The sequence below is a fragment of the Amycolatopsis sp. NPDC051071 genome (assembly GCF_040682875.1).
Classification (GTDB): domain Bacteria; phylum Actinomycetota; class Actinomycetes; order Mycobacteriales; family Pseudonocardiaceae; genus Amycolatopsis.
On record NZ_JBFBBY010000001.1, the window covers coordinates 23,249 to 40,373 of the forward strand.

14 protein-coding genes are annotated in these 17,125 nt (G+C 68.5%); 5 read left to right on the forward strand and 9 right to left on the reverse strand.

Going from position 1 to position 17,125, the window contains the following annotated elements; genetic code table 11:
* Positions 1-67: 67 nt before the first annotated feature.
* From AB0M65_RS00130 to AB0M65_RS00160, 7 genes are all read right to left on the reverse strand, one after another.
* On the reverse strand, positions 68-706 hold the full coding sequence (locus AB0M65_RS00130) for a class F sortase (RefSeq protein WP_364018916.1): 639 nt from the start codon (positions 704-706) through the stop codon (positions 68-70).
* Positions 703-1,323, reverse strand: a complete 621-nt coding sequence (locus AB0M65_RS00135) for an excalibur calcium-binding domain-containing protein (protein WP_364018919.1) — start codon at positions 1,321-1,323, stop codon at positions 703-705. The genes AB0M65_RS00130 and AB0M65_RS00135 overlap by 4 nt, the downstream gene beginning before the upstream one ends.
* A 133-nt stretch (positions 1,324-1,456) precedes the next feature.
* On the reverse strand, positions 1,457-2,602 hold the full coding sequence (locus tag AB0M65_RS00140) for a GAF domain-containing protein (protein WP_364018922.1): 1,146 nt from the start codon (positions 2,600-2,602) through the stop codon (positions 1,457-1,459).
* Positions 2,603-2,616: 14 nt separating this feature from the next.
* Positions 2,617-5,868 carry a thiol reductant ABC exporter subunit CydC gene (cydC, locus tag AB0M65_RS00145; protein WP_364018925.1) on the reverse strand — a complete coding sequence of 1,084 codons (3,252 nt, stop codon included), beginning with the start codon at positions 5,866-5,868 and terminating at the stop codon, positions 2,617-2,619.
* A complete protein-coding gene (cydB, locus tag AB0M65_RS00150) occupies positions 5,865-6,872 on the reverse strand; it encodes a cytochrome d ubiquinol oxidase subunit II (RefSeq protein ID WP_364018928.1) in 1,008 nt (335 codons plus the stop codon). Before cydB ends, cydC begins: the two co-directional genes overlap by 4 nt.
* 393 nt (positions 6,873-7,265) lie before the next feature.
* Entirely contained in the window at positions 7,266-8,777 is a 1,512-nt protein-coding gene (locus AB0M65_RS00155; RefSeq protein ID WP_364018931.1) for a cytochrome ubiquinol oxidase subunit I, read from the reverse strand.
* Positions 8,778-8,861: 84 nt separating this feature from the next.
* Complete coding sequence (locus tag AB0M65_RS00160; protein WP_364018934.1) at positions 8,862-9,815, reverse strand: S41 family peptidase; 954 nt, start codon at positions 9,813-9,815, stop codon at positions 8,862-8,864.
* A 186-nt stretch (positions 9,816-10,001) separates the two neighbouring features.
* On the opposite strand from AB0M65_RS00160, the gene AB0M65_RS00165 reads away from it, so the two are divergent.
* On the forward strand, positions 10,002-10,589 hold the full coding sequence (locus tag AB0M65_RS00165) for a TMEM165/GDT1 family protein (RefSeq protein ID WP_364019252.1): 588 nt from the start codon (positions 10,002-10,004) through the stop codon (positions 10,587-10,589).
* A 121-nt stretch (positions 10,590-10,710) separates the two neighbouring features.
* Positions 10,711-11,382, forward strand: coding sequence for a DUF998 domain-containing protein (locus AB0M65_RS00170; RefSeq protein ID WP_364018937.1), 672 nt, complete (start codon positions 10,711-10,713; stop codon positions 11,380-11,382).
* A gap of 4 nt (positions 11,383-11,386) precedes the next feature.
* On the opposite strand, the gene AB0M65_RS00175 is transcribed toward AB0M65_RS00170, so the two are convergent.
* Positions 11,387-12,025: a helix-turn-helix domain-containing protein gene (locus AB0M65_RS00175; protein ID WP_364018940.1), complete on the reverse strand. Its 639-nt coding sequence runs from the start codon at positions 12,023-12,025 to the stop codon at positions 11,387-11,389.
* Entirely contained in the window at positions 12,022-12,876 is an 855-nt protein-coding gene (locus AB0M65_RS00180) for a hypothetical protein (RefSeq protein WP_364019255.1), read from the reverse strand. The genes AB0M65_RS00175 and AB0M65_RS00180 overlap by 4 nt, the downstream gene beginning before the upstream one ends.
* A gap of 85 nt (positions 12,877-12,961) precedes the next feature.
* On the opposite strand from AB0M65_RS00180, the gene AB0M65_RS00185 reads away from it, so the two are divergent.
* The 3 genes from AB0M65_RS00185 (at position 12,962) to AB0M65_RS00195 (ending at position 16,827) form a co-directional block, all read left to right on the forward strand.
* Positions 12,962-14,137, forward strand: a complete 1,176-nt coding sequence (locus tag AB0M65_RS00185; RefSeq protein ID WP_364018942.1) for a homogentisate 1,2-dioxygenase domain-containing protein — start codon at positions 12,962-12,964, stop codon at positions 14,135-14,137.
* Between the two features lie 120 nt (positions 14,138-14,257).
* Positions 14,258-16,075: a substrate-binding and VWA domain-containing protein gene (locus tag AB0M65_RS00190; protein WP_364018945.1), complete on the forward strand. Its 1,818-nt coding sequence runs from the start codon at positions 14,258-14,260 to the stop codon at positions 16,073-16,075.
* Between the two features lie 11 nt (positions 16,076-16,086).
* A complete protein-coding gene (locus AB0M65_RS00195; RefSeq protein WP_364018947.1) occupies positions 16,087-16,827 on the forward strand; it encodes a hypothetical protein in 741 nt (246 codons plus the stop codon).
* Positions 16,828-17,125: the final 298 nt, after the last annotated feature.

The window sequence follows — 17,125 nt, forward strand, 5'->3', positions numbered from 1 at the left end:
TGTCGCGCTGGTCCGGGAACACCGTTCCGAGGAGTACAGCTCGACGTCCTCCGGCACCTTCCCCGGATCAAACGCGGGTCAGTTTGGCGTAGGCGACGACGTTGTCGAGGTAATTGCCGGTCGAGGAGTCGAAGTCCCCGCCGCAGGTGATCAGGCGCAGTTCCGGCGTGGTCGTGTCGCCGTAGACCTTCTCCGTGGGGAAGGACCTCTTCGGGTGCCGCTCGACGGCGTACACGGTGAACACCGCTGTCCTGCCGTCCTCACGGTGGACGATGGCCTCGTCACCGGTCTTGAGTTCCTTGAGCCGGACGAAGATCCCCGGCACCTTCTTGTAGTCGACGTGTCCCGCGAGCACGGCGGGCCCGATCTCACCGGGAGCCGGGCCGCCGGTGAACCAGCCGGTGGTGATCGCGTCACGCGGCACCTGCAGGCTGCCGTCACCCGTCAGGCCGAGGTCCACGATCTCGCCGGTGCGGACCCCGATCGCCGGGATTTCGAGCGTCGCCGGTTTCGAGGGTCCGAGTGGAGCGGCCGCGGCGGTCGAGGGGACCACCGCGACCGAAGCAACCGTGGTGGGCTGGGCAGGCGACGCGACCTTGCCTGCCGACGGGCCGGCGCACGCGGTCAGCGCGAACGCGAGCACCACCCCGATGAGGGTGCCGGCGACCAGCGGGAACGGCCACCGGCGCCAGGAAGCCGGTGTCATCGCTCGGCACGCCGCCGGAGGACGAGGCTCAAGCCCGCGGCCGCCGCGGTCAGCAACGCCGCGCCGGTCAGCGCGACCGCACCGATCTCCAGGAGACCACCGTTGTCTTCGGTCGTCTCGCCTCCACCGGTCGCGACACCGCCGACGGGCTTGACCTTCACCTGGCCGGATCGCGCGGGCTCGCCGAACCGGGACTCGCAGGCGTACCCGTCGTGGTCACCGTCGAGCTTGTACGGGTCACGCGGGTTCTTCTTGAGTTCGGCCTGCGCCGCGGCCTGCGACGGGAAATCGGCGCAGTCCTTGTCGGCGGATCGCGTACTGCCCGGCGCCGGTTTCGTTTCCGTGGTGACGGGCGGCGTGATCGTTTTCGTCGGCGCCGTTCCCCGCTTCGGCAACGTTTCGCAGGCGATTCCATCCTTGTCACGATCGAGACCATGCGGATCGGATCGATCTTTGTCGAGCACAGCCTGCGCGTCTTCCTGGAACTGGAAGTCACCGCAGTCCAGATCCGCGGCCGCGGGCGCCTCCGCCAGCGCGAACGCGACGGAAGCGGGGCCGAACAAGGAGAATCCGGCGAGGATCACGGCCGTGCCGATGGCGCGACGAACCGAGGACATGTGGAGTCCTTTCAAGGGGAATTCGCGCTCCGAGCGCGTTCGATACCTTTACAGTCGCGCACCGGCGCCAGTCGTTACGGATTAATCGTAAAATGCGAATCGCCACACTGACGAGTGATAAAGTCCGTTAATTTCACACGGTTTGATCGAGTGGGACGTCGAAAGCGACCAAAGTGCCGAGACTTGGCGACGAATTGATCGAAAACCGGCCGCCGGACGTCGTCGCTCGTTCGTCGAGATGGCGGAGGCCGCGTTTGGCGACCCCTTGCGGAACACCGGATCCGTTGTCACGCACGCGAAGTTTGACACCCTCGGCGTCGCGGCTGAGGGTCACGCGGGTCTCGCTCGCGCCCGAGTGTCTGACCACATTGGACAGTGCTTCGCGCAGGGCGGCGCGGATGTGGTCGGCCTGTTCGGCGGGGATGTCGGCCAGCTCCCCCGAAAGTTCGAGGGTCGGCGGGTAGCCGAGCAGTTCGCCCGCGATGCGCACCTCGCCACGCGCGGACTCGGCGAGGTCGGTGGCGGTGACCGTCTCGTTGGCGGGCTCCGGGCTGCGCAACGCGCGCACGGTGCCGCGAATCTCTTCGATGGTCTGGTCGAGCTGGTCGATCGCCTCGGACAAGCGCACCCCGTCGGCCTGCGCGAACCGCTTCCGCATGTTCTTGCGGACGCGGTCGAGCTGCATTCCGGCGCCGTAGAGCCGTTGCACGATGACGTCGTGCAGTTCGCGTGCGATGCGTTCGCGCTCCTGGTAGAGGGTCACCCGGTGCCGGGCGTTGGCGCCTTCGGCCAAGGCGAGCACGACACCGGCCTGCGCGGCGAAGGCGGTGAGCACCTCGACGGTGCTGGCGGAGAACGGCTTCCCGCCATGACGGCGATACACGGTCAACGCGCCGAGAACACGCCCGCCCGCCCCGAACGCCGAAGCCGCGAAGGGGCCGAAGCCCTGCAGTTCCGCCGGCACGAAGCGTGCCGTCCGGGGATCGACGGTGAAGTCCTCGCTGACCACCGGTTTTCCGCCGCGGGCGACCTGACCGGCGGCGGAATCAGCGGGAAAGGCCAGCCCGCGAAGGCCTTGGGTGGTGACCCCGTGCGCGGCTTCGACGACCACCGGGCCGTCGTCGGAACGCACCATGAGGAGACCGAGGTCGGCCTCCGCCAGTTCGACGGCGCGGGCGACGACGGTCTCCAGCACGTCACCCGGATCGTCGCCGGACAGGGCGGTGCCGGTGATCTCGGTGGCGGCGGACAAGGCGCGCGCGGCAAGCGTGGGATCCATGAGCGCTATCGACATTAGCGGGCTCCGGCCGGTGCGCGCGCTGTGACGCGACCCTCTCGCACCTCCAGCACGACGTCGGCGTCGGCTGCTTCGGCGGCGTTGTGCGTGACGTGCACGATTGTCTTCCCCGCCAGGGCCTCGCCGAGACGTTCGCGGACGGTGCGCGCGCAGGCCTCGTCGAGATGGGCGGTCGGTTCGTCGAGCAGGACCAGATCGGCCTGAGTGGCGCCGAGCAGGGCACGCGCGAGCGCGAGCCGCTGCGCCTGGCCACCCGACAGTCCGGCGCCTGCGCTGTCGAGCATCGTCGAGATCTCGACGTCTTCGAGAACGGCCTGGTACAGGGCTTTTCGGAGGTCGGCCTCGGACGCCGCCGGGTTGGCGAGGCGCAGGTTCTCGGCGACCGTGGTGGAGACGAGCATCGGCTCCTGCGGTGCCCAAGCGACCTTCTGCGGAGTGGCGACCTCGCCTTTGCCGGGCTTCAGGAAACCGAGCAGTGCCGCGACGAGCGTCGACTTCCCGGCGCCGCTCGGTCCGACGACGGCGACGTGTGTGCCGGGCGCGATGTCGAGGTCGACGCCGGTGAGGACCGGGCGCTCCGTGCCGGGCCAGCCGAGGTCGGCGTTCCGGATCCGCACCCCACCGATGTCATGAAAGGGTCTTTCAGGACGTTTTTCGTCCTGAAAGACCCTTTCATGACACTCGGCGAGGCGCAGACGGGCCTGACGCAGGGTGTCCCAGTGCTGCGCGGCAGGCGGAAGAAGGGAGAGGACCTCCGCCAGCGCGAGCGGGACCAAGGCGACCACGGGCGCGAGGACCGGGTTCAGCGCACCGGCGGCGACGGCGCTCACCGCGAACCCGGTGCTCACGACGGTGGCGGCACCCGTCGCCAGGATGATCAGGGCATCGGCCGCACCGGCACCGAACGCCTGCCGCCGCGCTTCGGCGGTCAAGGCGGTGTCGGTCGTGGCGATTCGGCGACGTCGTTCTTTGTCGACGCCGTACGCGATCAGCTCGGCGGCGGCCTCGAACAGGCTCAGCACCTGCGCCGACACCGAACGCCGTCCGGCGGCCAGCGCACTCGTCGCGCGGCGTTCGGCCCGCAGCGCGAGCAACGGCGCGAACGCGCTCACCACGACGGCCGCGGCCAGCGCGAGCCCGGCTTCGGGCAGTACGGACGCCTGCACGGTGACGGCGCCCGCGGCCACCAGCGCGACCACGACCAGGGGTGTGATCACCCGGGGCAGCAGATCACGCACAGTATCGGTGTCCCCGACCAGCCGCCGCTGCTCTTCACCCGCCCGAAGTGCCCGCGCCGGTCCGAGCCGCACCAGCGACTCCCACAGCCGCACCCGCAGGCTTCCGGCGATCCGGACCGCGGCGTCGTGCGTGACCAGGCGTTCGAGGTAACGCAGACCCGCGCGGCCGAGGCCGAAGGTCCGCACGCCGACGATCATCACCGTCAGGGTCAGGATCGGCGGCTGCTGCGACGCCTTCGCGATCAGCCAGCCCGAAAGCGCGGTCAGCGCGACCCCGGCGAGCAACGCGGCGGCCCCGAGCAGCGCGCCGCCGAAGAACCGGCGGTGCAGCAGGCCGCGCCACGGCAACGGCCTGGTCGCCGGCCGCTCATCCGTCGTGACGGATTCCGGCACCGGACCGGTCGACATGTCGATACCGGGCGAGCGCTCATGCGCGGCGATGATCGCGGCGGCACCGTCGTCGACGGCGTTGCGGACCGCGTTCATGACGAGTCCGGCGTTGACCTCGTCGAGGTGAGCCGTTGGCTCGTCGAGCAGGAACAGCCACGCCCCCGACCGGATCCGCACCAGCGCCCTCGCCACCGCGACCCGCTGCCGTTGTCCTTGTGAGAGCTTCGAAACCGGACGCCCGGCCAGGCCGGTGAGGCCGAGTTCGCCGAGGACGTCTTCGGCGCCGACCTCCTCGCGGACCGTTCCCCCGCCGAATACGGGCGACTGCGGCACCCAAGCGACGTTCTCGCGCCAGCGTTCGAGATCCGCGTCGGCGAGGCTGGTGCCGCCGACGGTGATCGTCCCGTCCTGCGCTTGCACGAAGCCGAGCAGCGCGGCGAGCGTTGTCGATTTGCCGCCGCCGCTGGGTGCGCGCAGCCAGATCAGTTCACCAGGGCGGACGCTGAACGTCTCGCCGTCGGGCGCGAAACCGCCACGCCTCGCGACGCGGAGTCCGGCGACGCGGACCTCGCCCTTGGCCATCGTCTCAGAACCGTTAGGCGGCAAGGGTTCCGCGAGCACGTCCGCGACCCGGCGCACGGCCTCGACGCCGTCCTCGCTGGCGTGGAACGCGGCACCGACAGCGCGCAGCGGCTGGTAGCACTCCGGCACGAGGATCAGCACGCCGAGCCCGATGGCCAGCGGCAGGTCGCCGGACACCAGCCGGACACCGATGACGACCGCGACCAGCGCGACCGAAAGCGTCGCGATCAGTTCCAGCGCGAACGCCGACGCGAAGGCGACTTTCAGGGTCTTCAGTGTCGTGCGGCGATGGCGCTCGGAGATCTTCCGGACCGTCTCGGCCTGCGCCTCGGCACGCCGGAACGCGCTGAGCACCGGCAACGCGCGGACCAGTTCCAGCAGGTGACCCGAAAGCCGGTGCTCGGCGTCGGCGGACTCCGCGACCCGTTCAGCGGTGTGCTTGCCGATCAGGATGGCGAACATCGGCAGCAACGGCACGGTGATCACGACGAGCACGGCCGATGGCCAGTCCGCGAACAGGATCGCGGCACCGGCGGCGAGCGGGGCGATCGCGGCGGTGACCAGCGCCGGGAGGTACTGGGTGAAATAGGCGTCGAGCGCGTCGAGTCCCTTGGTGGTCAACGACGTCAGCTCGCCGTGGCCGCGGCGGGCGATCCATTCCGGGCCGAGTTTCAAGGCGTGGTCGATGGCTTTGGCGCGCAACTCCTCCTTCGCGCGGGCGGCCGCGCGAGCGGAGACCACTCGCACCGCCCAGCCGGTCAACGCGCGCCCAGCGACGAGCGCGAGCAGCACGGCCAACCCGGCGGTGCGGTCCCCGTGCGCTCCGCGGACGACCGCGGACAGGATGTCTGCCAGTAGGAAAGCCTGTCCCACCAGCAAAATCGCGTTGACGAAAGACAGGATTCCGCTGAGGATCAACGCCCGGCGCGCCGCCGCCGAAAGCGGGGCGAGCGCGCCGAGCGGACCCTTTCCCGGTCGCGCTGGGTCCATTGTGGACTCCTTGGCGGAAAGGGTTTCGCGGCCGGGAAGTTCGGTCATGGTGCGTGCACCGGTGGGATGTGCCGGGTGCCGATGCGTTTGCGGAACACCCAGTACGTCCAGCCCTGGTAGATCAGCACCGCGGGTGCGCCGAACAGCGCGACCCAGGTCATCACGGTCAGCGTGTACGGGCTCGACGCCGTGCCCGCGATGGTCAGCGTGTTCGCCGGGTCCAAAGTGGACGGCAGGACGTCCGGGTACAGCGCGACGAAGATCGCGACGGCGGAAGCCGCGATGACCCCGCCAAGCGCGGCGAACGCCTGCCCTTCCCGGCCCGCGTGGATCCGGAACCACGCGACGACCGCCGCGACGACGGCGACGCCGATCAGGAACAGTGTCCACAGGTCACCCGAGCGCAGTTGCACGACGATGAGGAACGCGAGCAACGGCAAAAGGGCGAACGGGAGCAGGCACGTGGCCAGTTTCCGGGCGCGATGGCGGAGGCCGCCTTCGGTTTTGAGGGCGAGGAACGTGGCGCCGTGTACCAGCGAGAACCCGACCACGGCGATCGCGCCGAGCACCGTGTCGACGCTGAGGGCTGCGAAGGGGCCGCCGACACGGTCGCCCTTGGCGTCCAGAGGGAGGCCGAGGACCGTGGTCGCGAGGAGCAGGCCGACACCGAACGGCGGGATCCACGAGCCAATGCCGATGACGCGATCCCAGTTGCGGCGCCAGCGATCGGAGTCGACCTTGCCGCGGTATTCGAACGCGACGCCGCGACCGATGAGGGCGAGCAGGACGACCAGGAGCGGCAGGTACGCGGCCGAGAACAGCGACGCGTACCAGCCGGGGAACGCGGCGAACATCGCGCCGCCCGCGACGATCAGCCAGACCTCGTTGCCGTCCCAGACCGGGCCGATCGTGTTGACCATGACGCGGCGCTCGGTGTTGTCCCTCGCGAGGACCGGCATGAGCATGCCGACGCCGAAGTCGAAGCCTTCGAGGAAGAGGTAGCCGAGCCAGAAAAGGGCGATGGCGCAAAACCAGATCGTTTCGAGGGTCATCGGGGGCTCTTTTCGGCTGGAGACTGAAGGGGACTTTCGCCGGGTGCGATGCGGTGAAGGGAGCCTTCGCTGCGCCGCTTCGCTGTTTGGTGCCCGGCCGCGGCCCGCCCTACGTCGGGACGCCTCCACTCCGCGTGCGATCCTGCGCCGGGCCGCCTCCCCGCCACGCGCCCACCCCGGACGTCGCGAACGTGGCTTTCGCAACCCGCCCCTACCACGCGCACCCGCCCGAACCGACCCCTCAGGCCTTCGTCGCCCTGAGTTATCCACAACCGCTCAAGTTGTCCACAGATTGGCTGTGGGTAACCCGCCCGAGCGATACTCCCGATACGCTGGGTGCGGGGCCGTCCCCCGGGAAGGGCGGGGGGCTGGGTACGTGACGTCAAGAGGCGATCAGTAGGCGAAAGCCAGCGCGTCATCATCGCTGTCACCGCCTTCGGGGTCGCCATTCTTGCTGGTAGAGACAGGTTTCTTGGGTGGCATGACGGCGTCGACACCGCCGCGCACGTACTTGCGCATCAGGTAGACCTCGACGACGCCGAGAGCCGCGTAGACGGTCGTCAAAGCAATCAGCGAGGTCCACACTTCGCCTGTGGACAACTTCGAGACGGCTTGCGCGGTGAACATCCACACTCCGTCAACACCGGTCGGATTCGGCACCACCACGAACGGCTGACGCCCCATCTCCGTGAAGATCCAGCCGGCGCTGTTGGCGATGAACGGGGTCGCGATCCCGCCGAGCATGATCCACGGGAACCACCGCTGCCCGGGGATCCGTCCGCGCCGCGTCAGCCACAGCGCGAGCAGCCCGATCCCGGCCGAAATGGCACCGAAGCCGATCATGAAGCGGAAACCCCAGTAGGTCACCGGGAGATTGGGCACGTAGTCGATCGGTTTGCCGGCGAGCGAGCCGAGCTGCGGATCGTCGGGGTAGTTCGTCCCGTACTTCGCCTGGTACTCGGTCACCAGGTTCTCGACGCCCTTGACCTCGGTCGAGAAGTCGTTGTGCGCCAGGAACGAGAGCAACGCGGGCACGGTGAACGTCTTGACGTCCTCGCAGTTGGAGCCACTGACGTCCCCGATCGCGATGATCGAGAAGCTCGCCGGTTCTTCCGTATGGCACAACGCTTCCGCCGACGCCATCTTCATCGGCTGCTGCTCGAACATCAGCTTGCCCTGCACGTCACCGGTGATCGCCAGCACCGCGAACGCCACCACACCGGTCCAGCCGCCGAGGCGCAACGACGAACGCCATACGGCACGGTGCTCGTCGTCCTCCGAACGCTTGCGCCACAACTGCCAGCCGGCCACCCCGACCAGGAACGCCGCCGCCACCGAGAAGGCACCCGCGACCGTATGCGGGATCGCGGCGAGCGCGGTGTTGTTCGTCAGCACCGCCCAGATCGAGTTCATCGTCGGCTTCCCGTCGACGAACTCGACCCCGACCGGATGCTGCATCCACGAGTTCGCGGCGAGGATGAAGTACGCGGACGCCACGGTCGCCAGGGAATACGCCCAGGCACACGCCAGGTGCACCTTCTTCGGCAGCTTGTCCCAGCCGAAGATCCACAGCCCCAGGAAGGTGGACTCGACGAAGAACGCGACGAGCCCCTCCATCGCCAGCGGCGCGCCGAACACGTCCCCGACGAACCGCGAGTACGCGCTCCAGTTCATCCCGAACTGGAACTCCTGCACGATCCCGGTGACCACGCCCATCGCGAAGTTGACCAGCAGGAGTTTCCCCCAGAACTTGGTCATCTTCAGATACCGCTGTTCACCTGTCCGGACCCACGCCGTCTGCATCCCGGCGACCAGGACGGAAAGCCCGATGGTCAGCGGGACCATCAGGAAGTGATAGACGGTGGTTATGCCGAACTGCCACCGCGCGAGATCGAGAACCTCCACGCCTCAAGCCTGCTCATCCCGAGGTCGGCCCACCAGTTCAAGTGGTCCCGTTCTCGCCGGGACGTAGGTCCCGCGCGCCCAGGCTCAGCCGAGGTCGGCGATGGCGAGCCGCGCCTCGTCGGCGACCTGCCGCCGCGGGCCCGAATCCCCCAGTGTCAGCACGTGTTCCAGCGCCAACGCGTACGCGGTTCCGAACGCGTCCTCGACGGCGACAGGGATATCCGGCCGCACACCGACGCCTTCCCAGTTGGTTCCCGTGACCGGGTTCACGGCCCGTCCGCCTGGGACGGTGACATCCAGATGAGTGTCCACTTTGTACTGCTGACGTGGATTCGCGCCGCCGCCGGTCACCGCGCCGACCGTTTTCGCCCGCCCCAGCTGCTGAAGCGAGTAGCTCAGGTCCTCCGCGCCGGAGAACGTCGTCGGGCCGGTCAGTACCCACACCGGCTTGTCCGCGCCGAACTTGCGTCCCGGCACGTACGGCAGCGTCCAGAACTGGTTGGTCACATCGCCGTCGCGCAGATAAATGCTGTTGAAGTGCACGGGCTCGTCGACCAGATACGAGATCAGCAGCGCGACCGCCGCCGGGCTGCCGCCCCGGTTCTCCCGGACGTCGATCAGCAACGCGTCCGCGGTCGCGAGCAGCGTCATCGCCGCCGCCAAGGCCTCGCCGGAGATGTCCGGCCCGTAGAGCAGCTTCGTCTCCAGGTAGCCGACATTCCCGGGCAGCCGTCGCGCCGACGCGATGCCGTAGCCGTTCAGTTCGGCCTCGTGCCGGTACACCTCGGGATCGAAGGACTGGCCGTCCACCTCGGGCAGCGGGTCGACGTGGTAGCGCAGCCGCAGATGTTTGTCCCCGTTGACCGATTGCAGGTCCTGGGTGACCGCGACGGCGAACGCCTGATCATCGAGCCCCGCGTAGGCGCCTTCGCCCAGCCTCGCCTGTAGGAACACCGCCAGCTTCTCGGCGACGTCGGGGAACACGTAGTGACTCCGCAACCGTCCGCACACGTCATCGATCCGCGTTCGCTCAGCCATGGCCGAGACGTTACCAGCGAGCCGGAAAAAAGAATTCGGTTTGCCGAAAACTCATTTCCGCCCGGCCACGAAACGCAATTCGCTCACACATGCCGTCCGATTCGGAAAAGCCATCAGCTTGCCCTTTTCCGAATTGGCCCTTTATCGTTGCAGTGAAAGGGGTGAAGAACCATCATGTCTAGCTCGATGCTGGCTCTGATCAGTGCGTTCGGCCTGGTACTCGCCGTGGAACTGCCGGACAAGACACTGGTCGCCACACTGGTTCTCACCACCCGTTTCCGCGCGTGGCCGGTATTCGTCGGGGTCACCGCCGCGTTCGCCGTGCAATGTGCGATCGCCGCCATCTTCGGCAGTGTGCTCACTTTGCTGCCGGAGACACTGGTGACCGCGATCGTCGCCACGCTGTTCGGTATCGGCGCGTACATGCTCCTTCGCGAAGGGTTCACTCCCGGTAAGGACGGCGACGAAGACGCGTCGCGTTCCGGACCCGGCCCCGCGACGTTCTTCCGTTCGGCGCTGACGTCGTTCGGCGTGCTGTTCGCCGCCGAGTGGGGCGACGCCTCCCAGCTCGCGACGGCCAGCCTCGCCGCCCGCTTCGGCAACCCGTTCGCGGTCGCGGTCGGCGCCTTCGTCGCGCTGGTCGCCGTCGCCGGGCTCGCCGTCTTCATCGGCGCGAAGGTCCGGAGCCGCATCCGCCCCAAGCTCATCCAGCGCGTGGCCGGGTTCGTCTTCGCCGGGTTCTCCGTGTTCGCGTTGGCCCAGCTCGCCTTCTGAGGCATACAGGGTCCTCACAGGTTCGCCAGGTAACCTTTCGGGAACGAAACAGTGTGGGCAAGGTGAACACTCACCTTGCCCATTCCTTTGACTCGCCCCGACGAGCCTGGAGCAGCCGGTCGTGACCTCCCCGAAGCCCTTCGCGGCCCGTGCCGTCTCTCCGATGCACGGCAGGCTCGCGATCTTCGGTATGGCTGTGGCCGTCGCGATCTCGATCGACCTGCACCTGCGGCTGTCCAGCCAGGTCAGCCCGATCTGGCAGACGTTGTCCGAATACGTCTACGGCTACCTCTCACCCGGCTCGACGGCGGCCCCGCTGTTCGGCGCGATGTGCCTGGCGCTGGGGCTCGGTTCACTCGCCCTGCTCGGCGGGATCGCGAAGGCACATCGCAGTGGTTACGGGTCCGTCCTCGCGCTGCTCGGCGTGTGGTGTGCCGGACTGTTCGTCCTCGCGCTCGTCCCCGTCGATCCCGAAGGCCAGGCTCGTTCACTGGCCGGGCAGCTCCACAACTACGCCGCGCTGACCGCGTTCTTGGCCCTGCCCGCCGCCGCCTGGCTGCTGACCCGCCCCGGCCGGGCGCGCTGCCCGTGGGAGCCGCGCCGCACGACGATCCGGCGGCTTTCGGTGGCCAGCTTCGCCGCCGTGGTGATCGTGCTCGGCGGGTTCGTCTGGACAATGCTCACCGGCCCCTCGCACCAGGAAGTCACGCTCGGCCTGTTCGAGCGGCTTCTCTTCGCGGTCGACCTCACCCTGCTGGCGACCATGGTGCGCCCACTGCTCAGCAACCGCTGACGGGCTACTCCGGCTGCTTCAGCACCTCGGCGAGGCGTTGCGCGGCGCCGACGACCGCGGGGCCCACCACGGAGGCGTCCAGCGGCTCCAGTGACACGACGCCGAGGCTGGCACGCAGTCCCGGCACCCCGCGCACCGGCGCGGCGACGCCGGACGCGCCGGCCTCCAGTTCGCCGCTGGAGGTCACCCAGCCGTCGCCGCCAGGGCGCAGTGTCATCGCCTTGCCCGCCGCACCCGCGGACAGCGGATGGCGTGTGCCGACACGGTAGGCGACGTGGAAACTCGTCCACGACGGTTCGACGACCGCGACGGCCTGCGCCTGATCGCCCTGGACGACCGACAGATGCGCCGTCGCGCCGACCTTTTCCGCCAGTTCACGCAGGACCGGCCTCGCCGCCTCCCGCAGCTGCGGGAGGACCTGCCCCGCCAGCCGGAGCAGGCCGACGCCGAGCCGCACCTTGTTGCCGTCGCGCCAGACGAGCCCGCGTTCGGACAACGGGACGAGCAGCCGGTAGACGGCGGCCCGGCTCGCGCCGATGGCGACGGCGAGTTCGGAGATCGTCGCCGCCTCGCCACCGGCGTCCGCCACGGCCTGCAGTAAGGCGAGGCCCCGGTCGAGGGTGAGTGACCCTTCGCGGGTCACAGCAACCCGAGTTCCCCGAGGTCGGCGACGGGCTCGTCGAACGAAGCCGCCGCGTAGGAGGCGAAGAGCTCGCGAACGGCCTTCGCGGCCGGCTCCGGCATCTCCTTGGCTTCGGCGGCCAAGGCGGCGCCGTCGGTCGACTCGAGCGCGGCACGCACGTCACCGCCCGAAAGAGACCGCGCGGACGCGACGATGAGGTTCAGGAACCCGTGATGGGTGAAGCCGCTCTTCTCCTCGGTGTGCCGGACGGCCCGGTGGAGGCTGTTCGTCGCCTTGAACGAAGCCCCGGTCGAGCCGCTGACCACCGCGAGGAAGTCGGCGACCTCGTCGACGCTGGGGAAGTTCTCGCCCGCCTTGCCACCGCAGCGGATCTTCGGCCAGCTGCCGTGCTCGATCACCTTCCGCACGCCGTCCAGCCAGCCGACACCGCGCCGCGGCTCGACCACCCGGATGACGTCTTCCGGCACGAATTCGGAGACCCGCTCCAGCCAGACCTCGTCCACGTCCGACGGCGCCGGCATCTCCACCATGCGCAACGCGAGGATCTCGCTGCGCGACTCGACGATCGAGATCGCCTTCGGGACCCCGCCGAGGCCGGTGTCGATGATCAGCGACAGCGGCAGCGGCTCCTTCGGTTTGATCTTGATGAGTTCGGTGATGAGTTCGGGCAGCCTCGACGCCTGGCACAGGAACACACCGAGGACTCCGGAGTGTTCACCCGCCCTCGACGCGAAGTGCGCACGCAGCGCCTCGGGCATGGACGCCTCACCGGGCGGGAACAACGCCGAGTCGTCGACGAGCCGCGCGAACAGGGGAGGGGTTCCTCGGGGGCCGGGTGGCGTGAGTTCCACAGCGCTTGACACGACTGACACGCTAGTAGCGTACGACATCAGGACAAAATCGTTCGCACAACGGACACGTTCCGGGGAGATTCCGATGCCTTACTACCGGCAGGTAGGCGAGATCCCGCACAAGCGTCACACGGCGTTCCGCAAACCCGACGGGGGCCTGTACGCCGAGGAACTGATGGGGGTCGAGGGCTTCTCGGCGGACTCCGCGCTGCTGTATCACCGCGGGCTGCCCACCGCGATCGTCGACGCCGTCGCGATCGAGGACGAACGCGGGCCGATCACCCCGAACCACCCGCTCAAACCGCGTGCCTTCAAAACCCACGACCTCAAGTTCGGCGACGCCGACGCGGTCTCCGACCGGCGACGGCTGTTCGGCAACGCCGACGTCACCATCGGCTTCGTCCACGCGACGCGTCCTTCGCCGCTGTACCGCAACGCGGCAGGCGACGAGCTCTTCTACGTCCAGGGCGGCAGTGCGACCGTCGAGACGATCTACGGCTCCCTGGAGATCGGTGACGGCGACTACCTCGTCATCCCGACGTCGTGCACCTATCGCGTGCTTCCGCACGACGACGGCGGAGTCAAGCTGCTGACCATCGAGGCACGCGGCCACATCGGCCCGCCGAAGCGGTATCTGTCGGCGAAGGGCCAGTTCCTGGAGCACTCGCCGTACTGCGAACGCGACATCCGCGGCCCGTCCGAGCCGCTGGTCGTCGACGGCACCGACGTCGAGGTCCTCGTACGGCACCGCGCGGGCCTGACGCGCTTCACCTACGCGACTCACCCGTTCGACGTCGTCGGCTGGGACGGCTGCCTGTACCCGTGGGTGTTCAACATCGACGACTTCGAACCGATCACCGGCCGCGTGCATCAGCCGCCACCCGTGCACCAGACCTTCGAAGGCCCGAACTTCGTGGTCTGCTCGTTCTGCCCACGCAAGGTCGACTACCACCCCGAGTCGATCCCGGTGCCGTACAACCACGCGAACGTCGATTCCGACGAGCTGATGTTCTACGTCCGCGGGAACTACGAGGCACGCAAGGGTTCCGGCATCGAGATCGGCTCGCTCTCACTGCACCCGTCCGGCTTCACCCACGGGCCGCAGCCCGGCGCGGCGGAGGCATCGATCGGGGCGCAGTTCTTCGACGAGACCGCGGTCATGGTGGACACCTTCGCGCCGCTGGACCTCGGCGAAGGGGCCGACGCGTCGGAAGACCACGGGTACGCGTGGACCTGGTCCGGGCGGGGCCCCGGCGCCTGAGCCGTCCGTGGCGGGATAAGTACCGACGTGGGCGCAACGGTTCGGCAACGCGACCCCGAAGCGAACCCGTAGTGGGTCAAACCTCCGGATAATCGATGTTCCCATCGCTGGAGGTTCTCCATGGTCGTGAAGCCCGGTCAGCCCCGACGGGGCCGCAAGGTCCTGGCGTTCGTGGCGGCGGCGGTGGTCGCCATCGGGCTGATCATCGGCCTGCGCGCGATCACCAGCGACTCGGGCGAGGACCCCGCCGCGGCGAAATGCACCACCGGTGACGCGGTCAAACTGCAGATCTCGTCGTCACCGGAGAAGGCGGGAGTGGTCACCGAGATCGCCAAGGGCTACAGCGGCCGGACGGTCGCCGGACGCTGCGTCGACGTGATGGTGCAGTCGAAGTCTTCCGGTACCGCGATGCAGGCACTGTCCCGTGGCTGGAACGAGGCGGTGGACGGGCCGCGACCGGACGTCTGGACGCCCGCCGCGTCCGGCTGGGTGAACCTGCTGCGCCAGAACCTCACCGGCACCGATCACCCCGCGCTGGTGCCCGAGGGCGATTCGGAATCGGTCGCGAACGCGCCGCTGGTCGTCGCCATGCCGAAACCGATGGCCGAGGCGCTCGGCTGGCCCGGCAAGGGCATCGGCTGGAAGGATCTCGCGGCGCTCGCCACGGATCCGCAGGGCTGGGCGAAGTACGGGCATCCGGAGTGGGGGAAGTTCCGGCTCGGCAAGACGAACCCGAACATCTCGACGTCCGGCCTCAACGCCACCATCGGCGCCTACTACGCGGCGACAGGGACTTCGTCGGACCTCACCGCGGCCGCGCTCGCGAAGCCGGAGGCGCGGACGTTCGTGCAGAACGTCGAGCAGGCCATCGTCCACTACGGCGACAACACGCTGACGTTCCTGACGAATCTGCAGAAGGCCGACGACCGCGGCGCGGCGCTGTCCTACATCTCCGCGGTGACGGTCGAGGAGAACTCCCTCGTCGGCTACAACCAGGGCAATCCCACGAACGATCCGGAGAAGCGGGGGCAGCACGCGCCGCCGAAGGTGCCGCTCGTCGGGATCTACCCCAGCGACGGCACGCTCAACTCCGATCACCCGTTCAGCGTGCTGAACTGGGCCGACGACATCCACAAACAGGTCGCGGCGGACTTCCTCACGCACCTTCGCGGCGCCGAAGCGCAGCAGAAGTTCTCCGACATCGGCTTCCGCACATTCGACGGGAAGCCCGGTTCGCAGACCACTTCGGCGAACGGCGCCCAGCCCGACGCGAAGCTCAACCTGATCCGACCGCCGAGTCCGCCGGTGCTGACCGAGGTCCTGAAGTCGTGGAAGGACCTGCGGAAGAAGGCGAATGTGCTCCTGGTCGTCGACGTCTCCGGCTCGATGGGTGACGGCGTCAGCGGGACCGGCAAGAACAAGATGGATCTCGCGAAACAGGCGGCCGTGGCGTCGTTGCCGCAGTTCAGCGACGCGGACAAGGTCGGCCTGTGGATGTTCTCGACGAAACTCAACGGCGACAAGGACTACTTCGAACTCCGGCCGGTGACCCCGATCGGCGGTGAACCCGGCAGGCAGGAACTGGCGGCGCGGCTGAACGGGCTGACCCCGCAGAACGGGACCGGGCTCTACGACTCCTCGCTCGCGGCCTACGAGTTCATGAAGCAGCGGCTGGACCCGAACGCGATCAACGCCGTCGTCGTACTCACCGACGGCCGGAACGAGGATCCCGGCGGCATCGATCTCCCCAACCTCGTCGGGCAGTTGAAGAGCGAGGGCGGCGGCGAGGCGGTGCGGATGTTCACCATCGCCTACGGCTCCGACGCCGACTTCGGCATCCTCAAGGAGATCGCCGAGACAACACAGGGCGTGGGGTACGACTCGTCCAAACCGGACTCGATCGACCAGGTATTCACCGCCGTGATCTCGAACTTCTGAGATCCTCGGATATGCGCTTCGTACGTGAGCTGGCCGAACCGTGGGGGTTGCTGCTCGCCGCGACGTCGGCGGGTGCGGCCTGGGCGGTGCAACTGCCGGTGGTCGCCGCGCTCGGTGTCGGTGTAACCGTGCTCGCCGCCCGCGCCGGGATCGCCGTCGCGTCCCGGGTGAAACCCGCGCCCGAACCTGAGGAGCGGGCCCTCCCCGACGTCGAACCGAGTTCACCCGAGGCGGACTGGCTGCGGCGAGCGGAGGCCGCGGCAGACGGCTTCCGGTCGATCTCCGCTTCACTCACCGCCGGCCCGCTCGCCGACCGGGTGACCGATATGGAACCGGTGGTGCGGGAAACCGTCGACACCCTCCGTCGGCTGGCCGGACGCACCTCGGCCACCGGGAAAGCCCTAGAACGAGTGGACAAGGGCGCGGTTGCCGCCGAGAAGGCCCGGCTGCGAAAGGAACTGAAGACCGCCGACGACGACATTCGCGGCGACCTCCAGCAGTCCATGGAAGCCGTTCAGGCACAGGAAGACGTGCACACGCGGCTTTCGAGCGCACAGCGGAAACTGCTGGCACAGCTGCGATCCGGCGCACTCGGCCTCGACGGCCTTGTCGCCAGGGCTGCCGAACTTTCGGCCGCCACCGGCGATTCCCTGCTCGACACGCACACAATCGGCGAACTGAGCGAACAGCTGGAAGGGATCCGGCGGGGCGTCGTCGAAACCGAAGAGGCGACGCGGCGCTCGCTCAGTTGAACCGGACCTCGGCTCGTGAGCGGCAAAAGGGTTCTCTTGAGGGGTAAGGCAAACGTGGCGTGGGGCCTGGGCTCGCTGTGACCGGCTTGTTCGCGGGGTTGGCGGCCAGGGCGAAGGCGTGACTCGCGTGCTTGAGCACGTAACTCGCGTGCTTGAAGGCGTAACTTGCGTGCTTGAAGGCGTAACTCGCGTGCTTGAAGACGGATCTCACGTGCTGGACGCCGAACTCACGTGTGCGGAGTCTGAGCACGCGAGCGGTGTCGGGCCCCCTGAAGAGTCCGCTCCCGCCGACGAACCC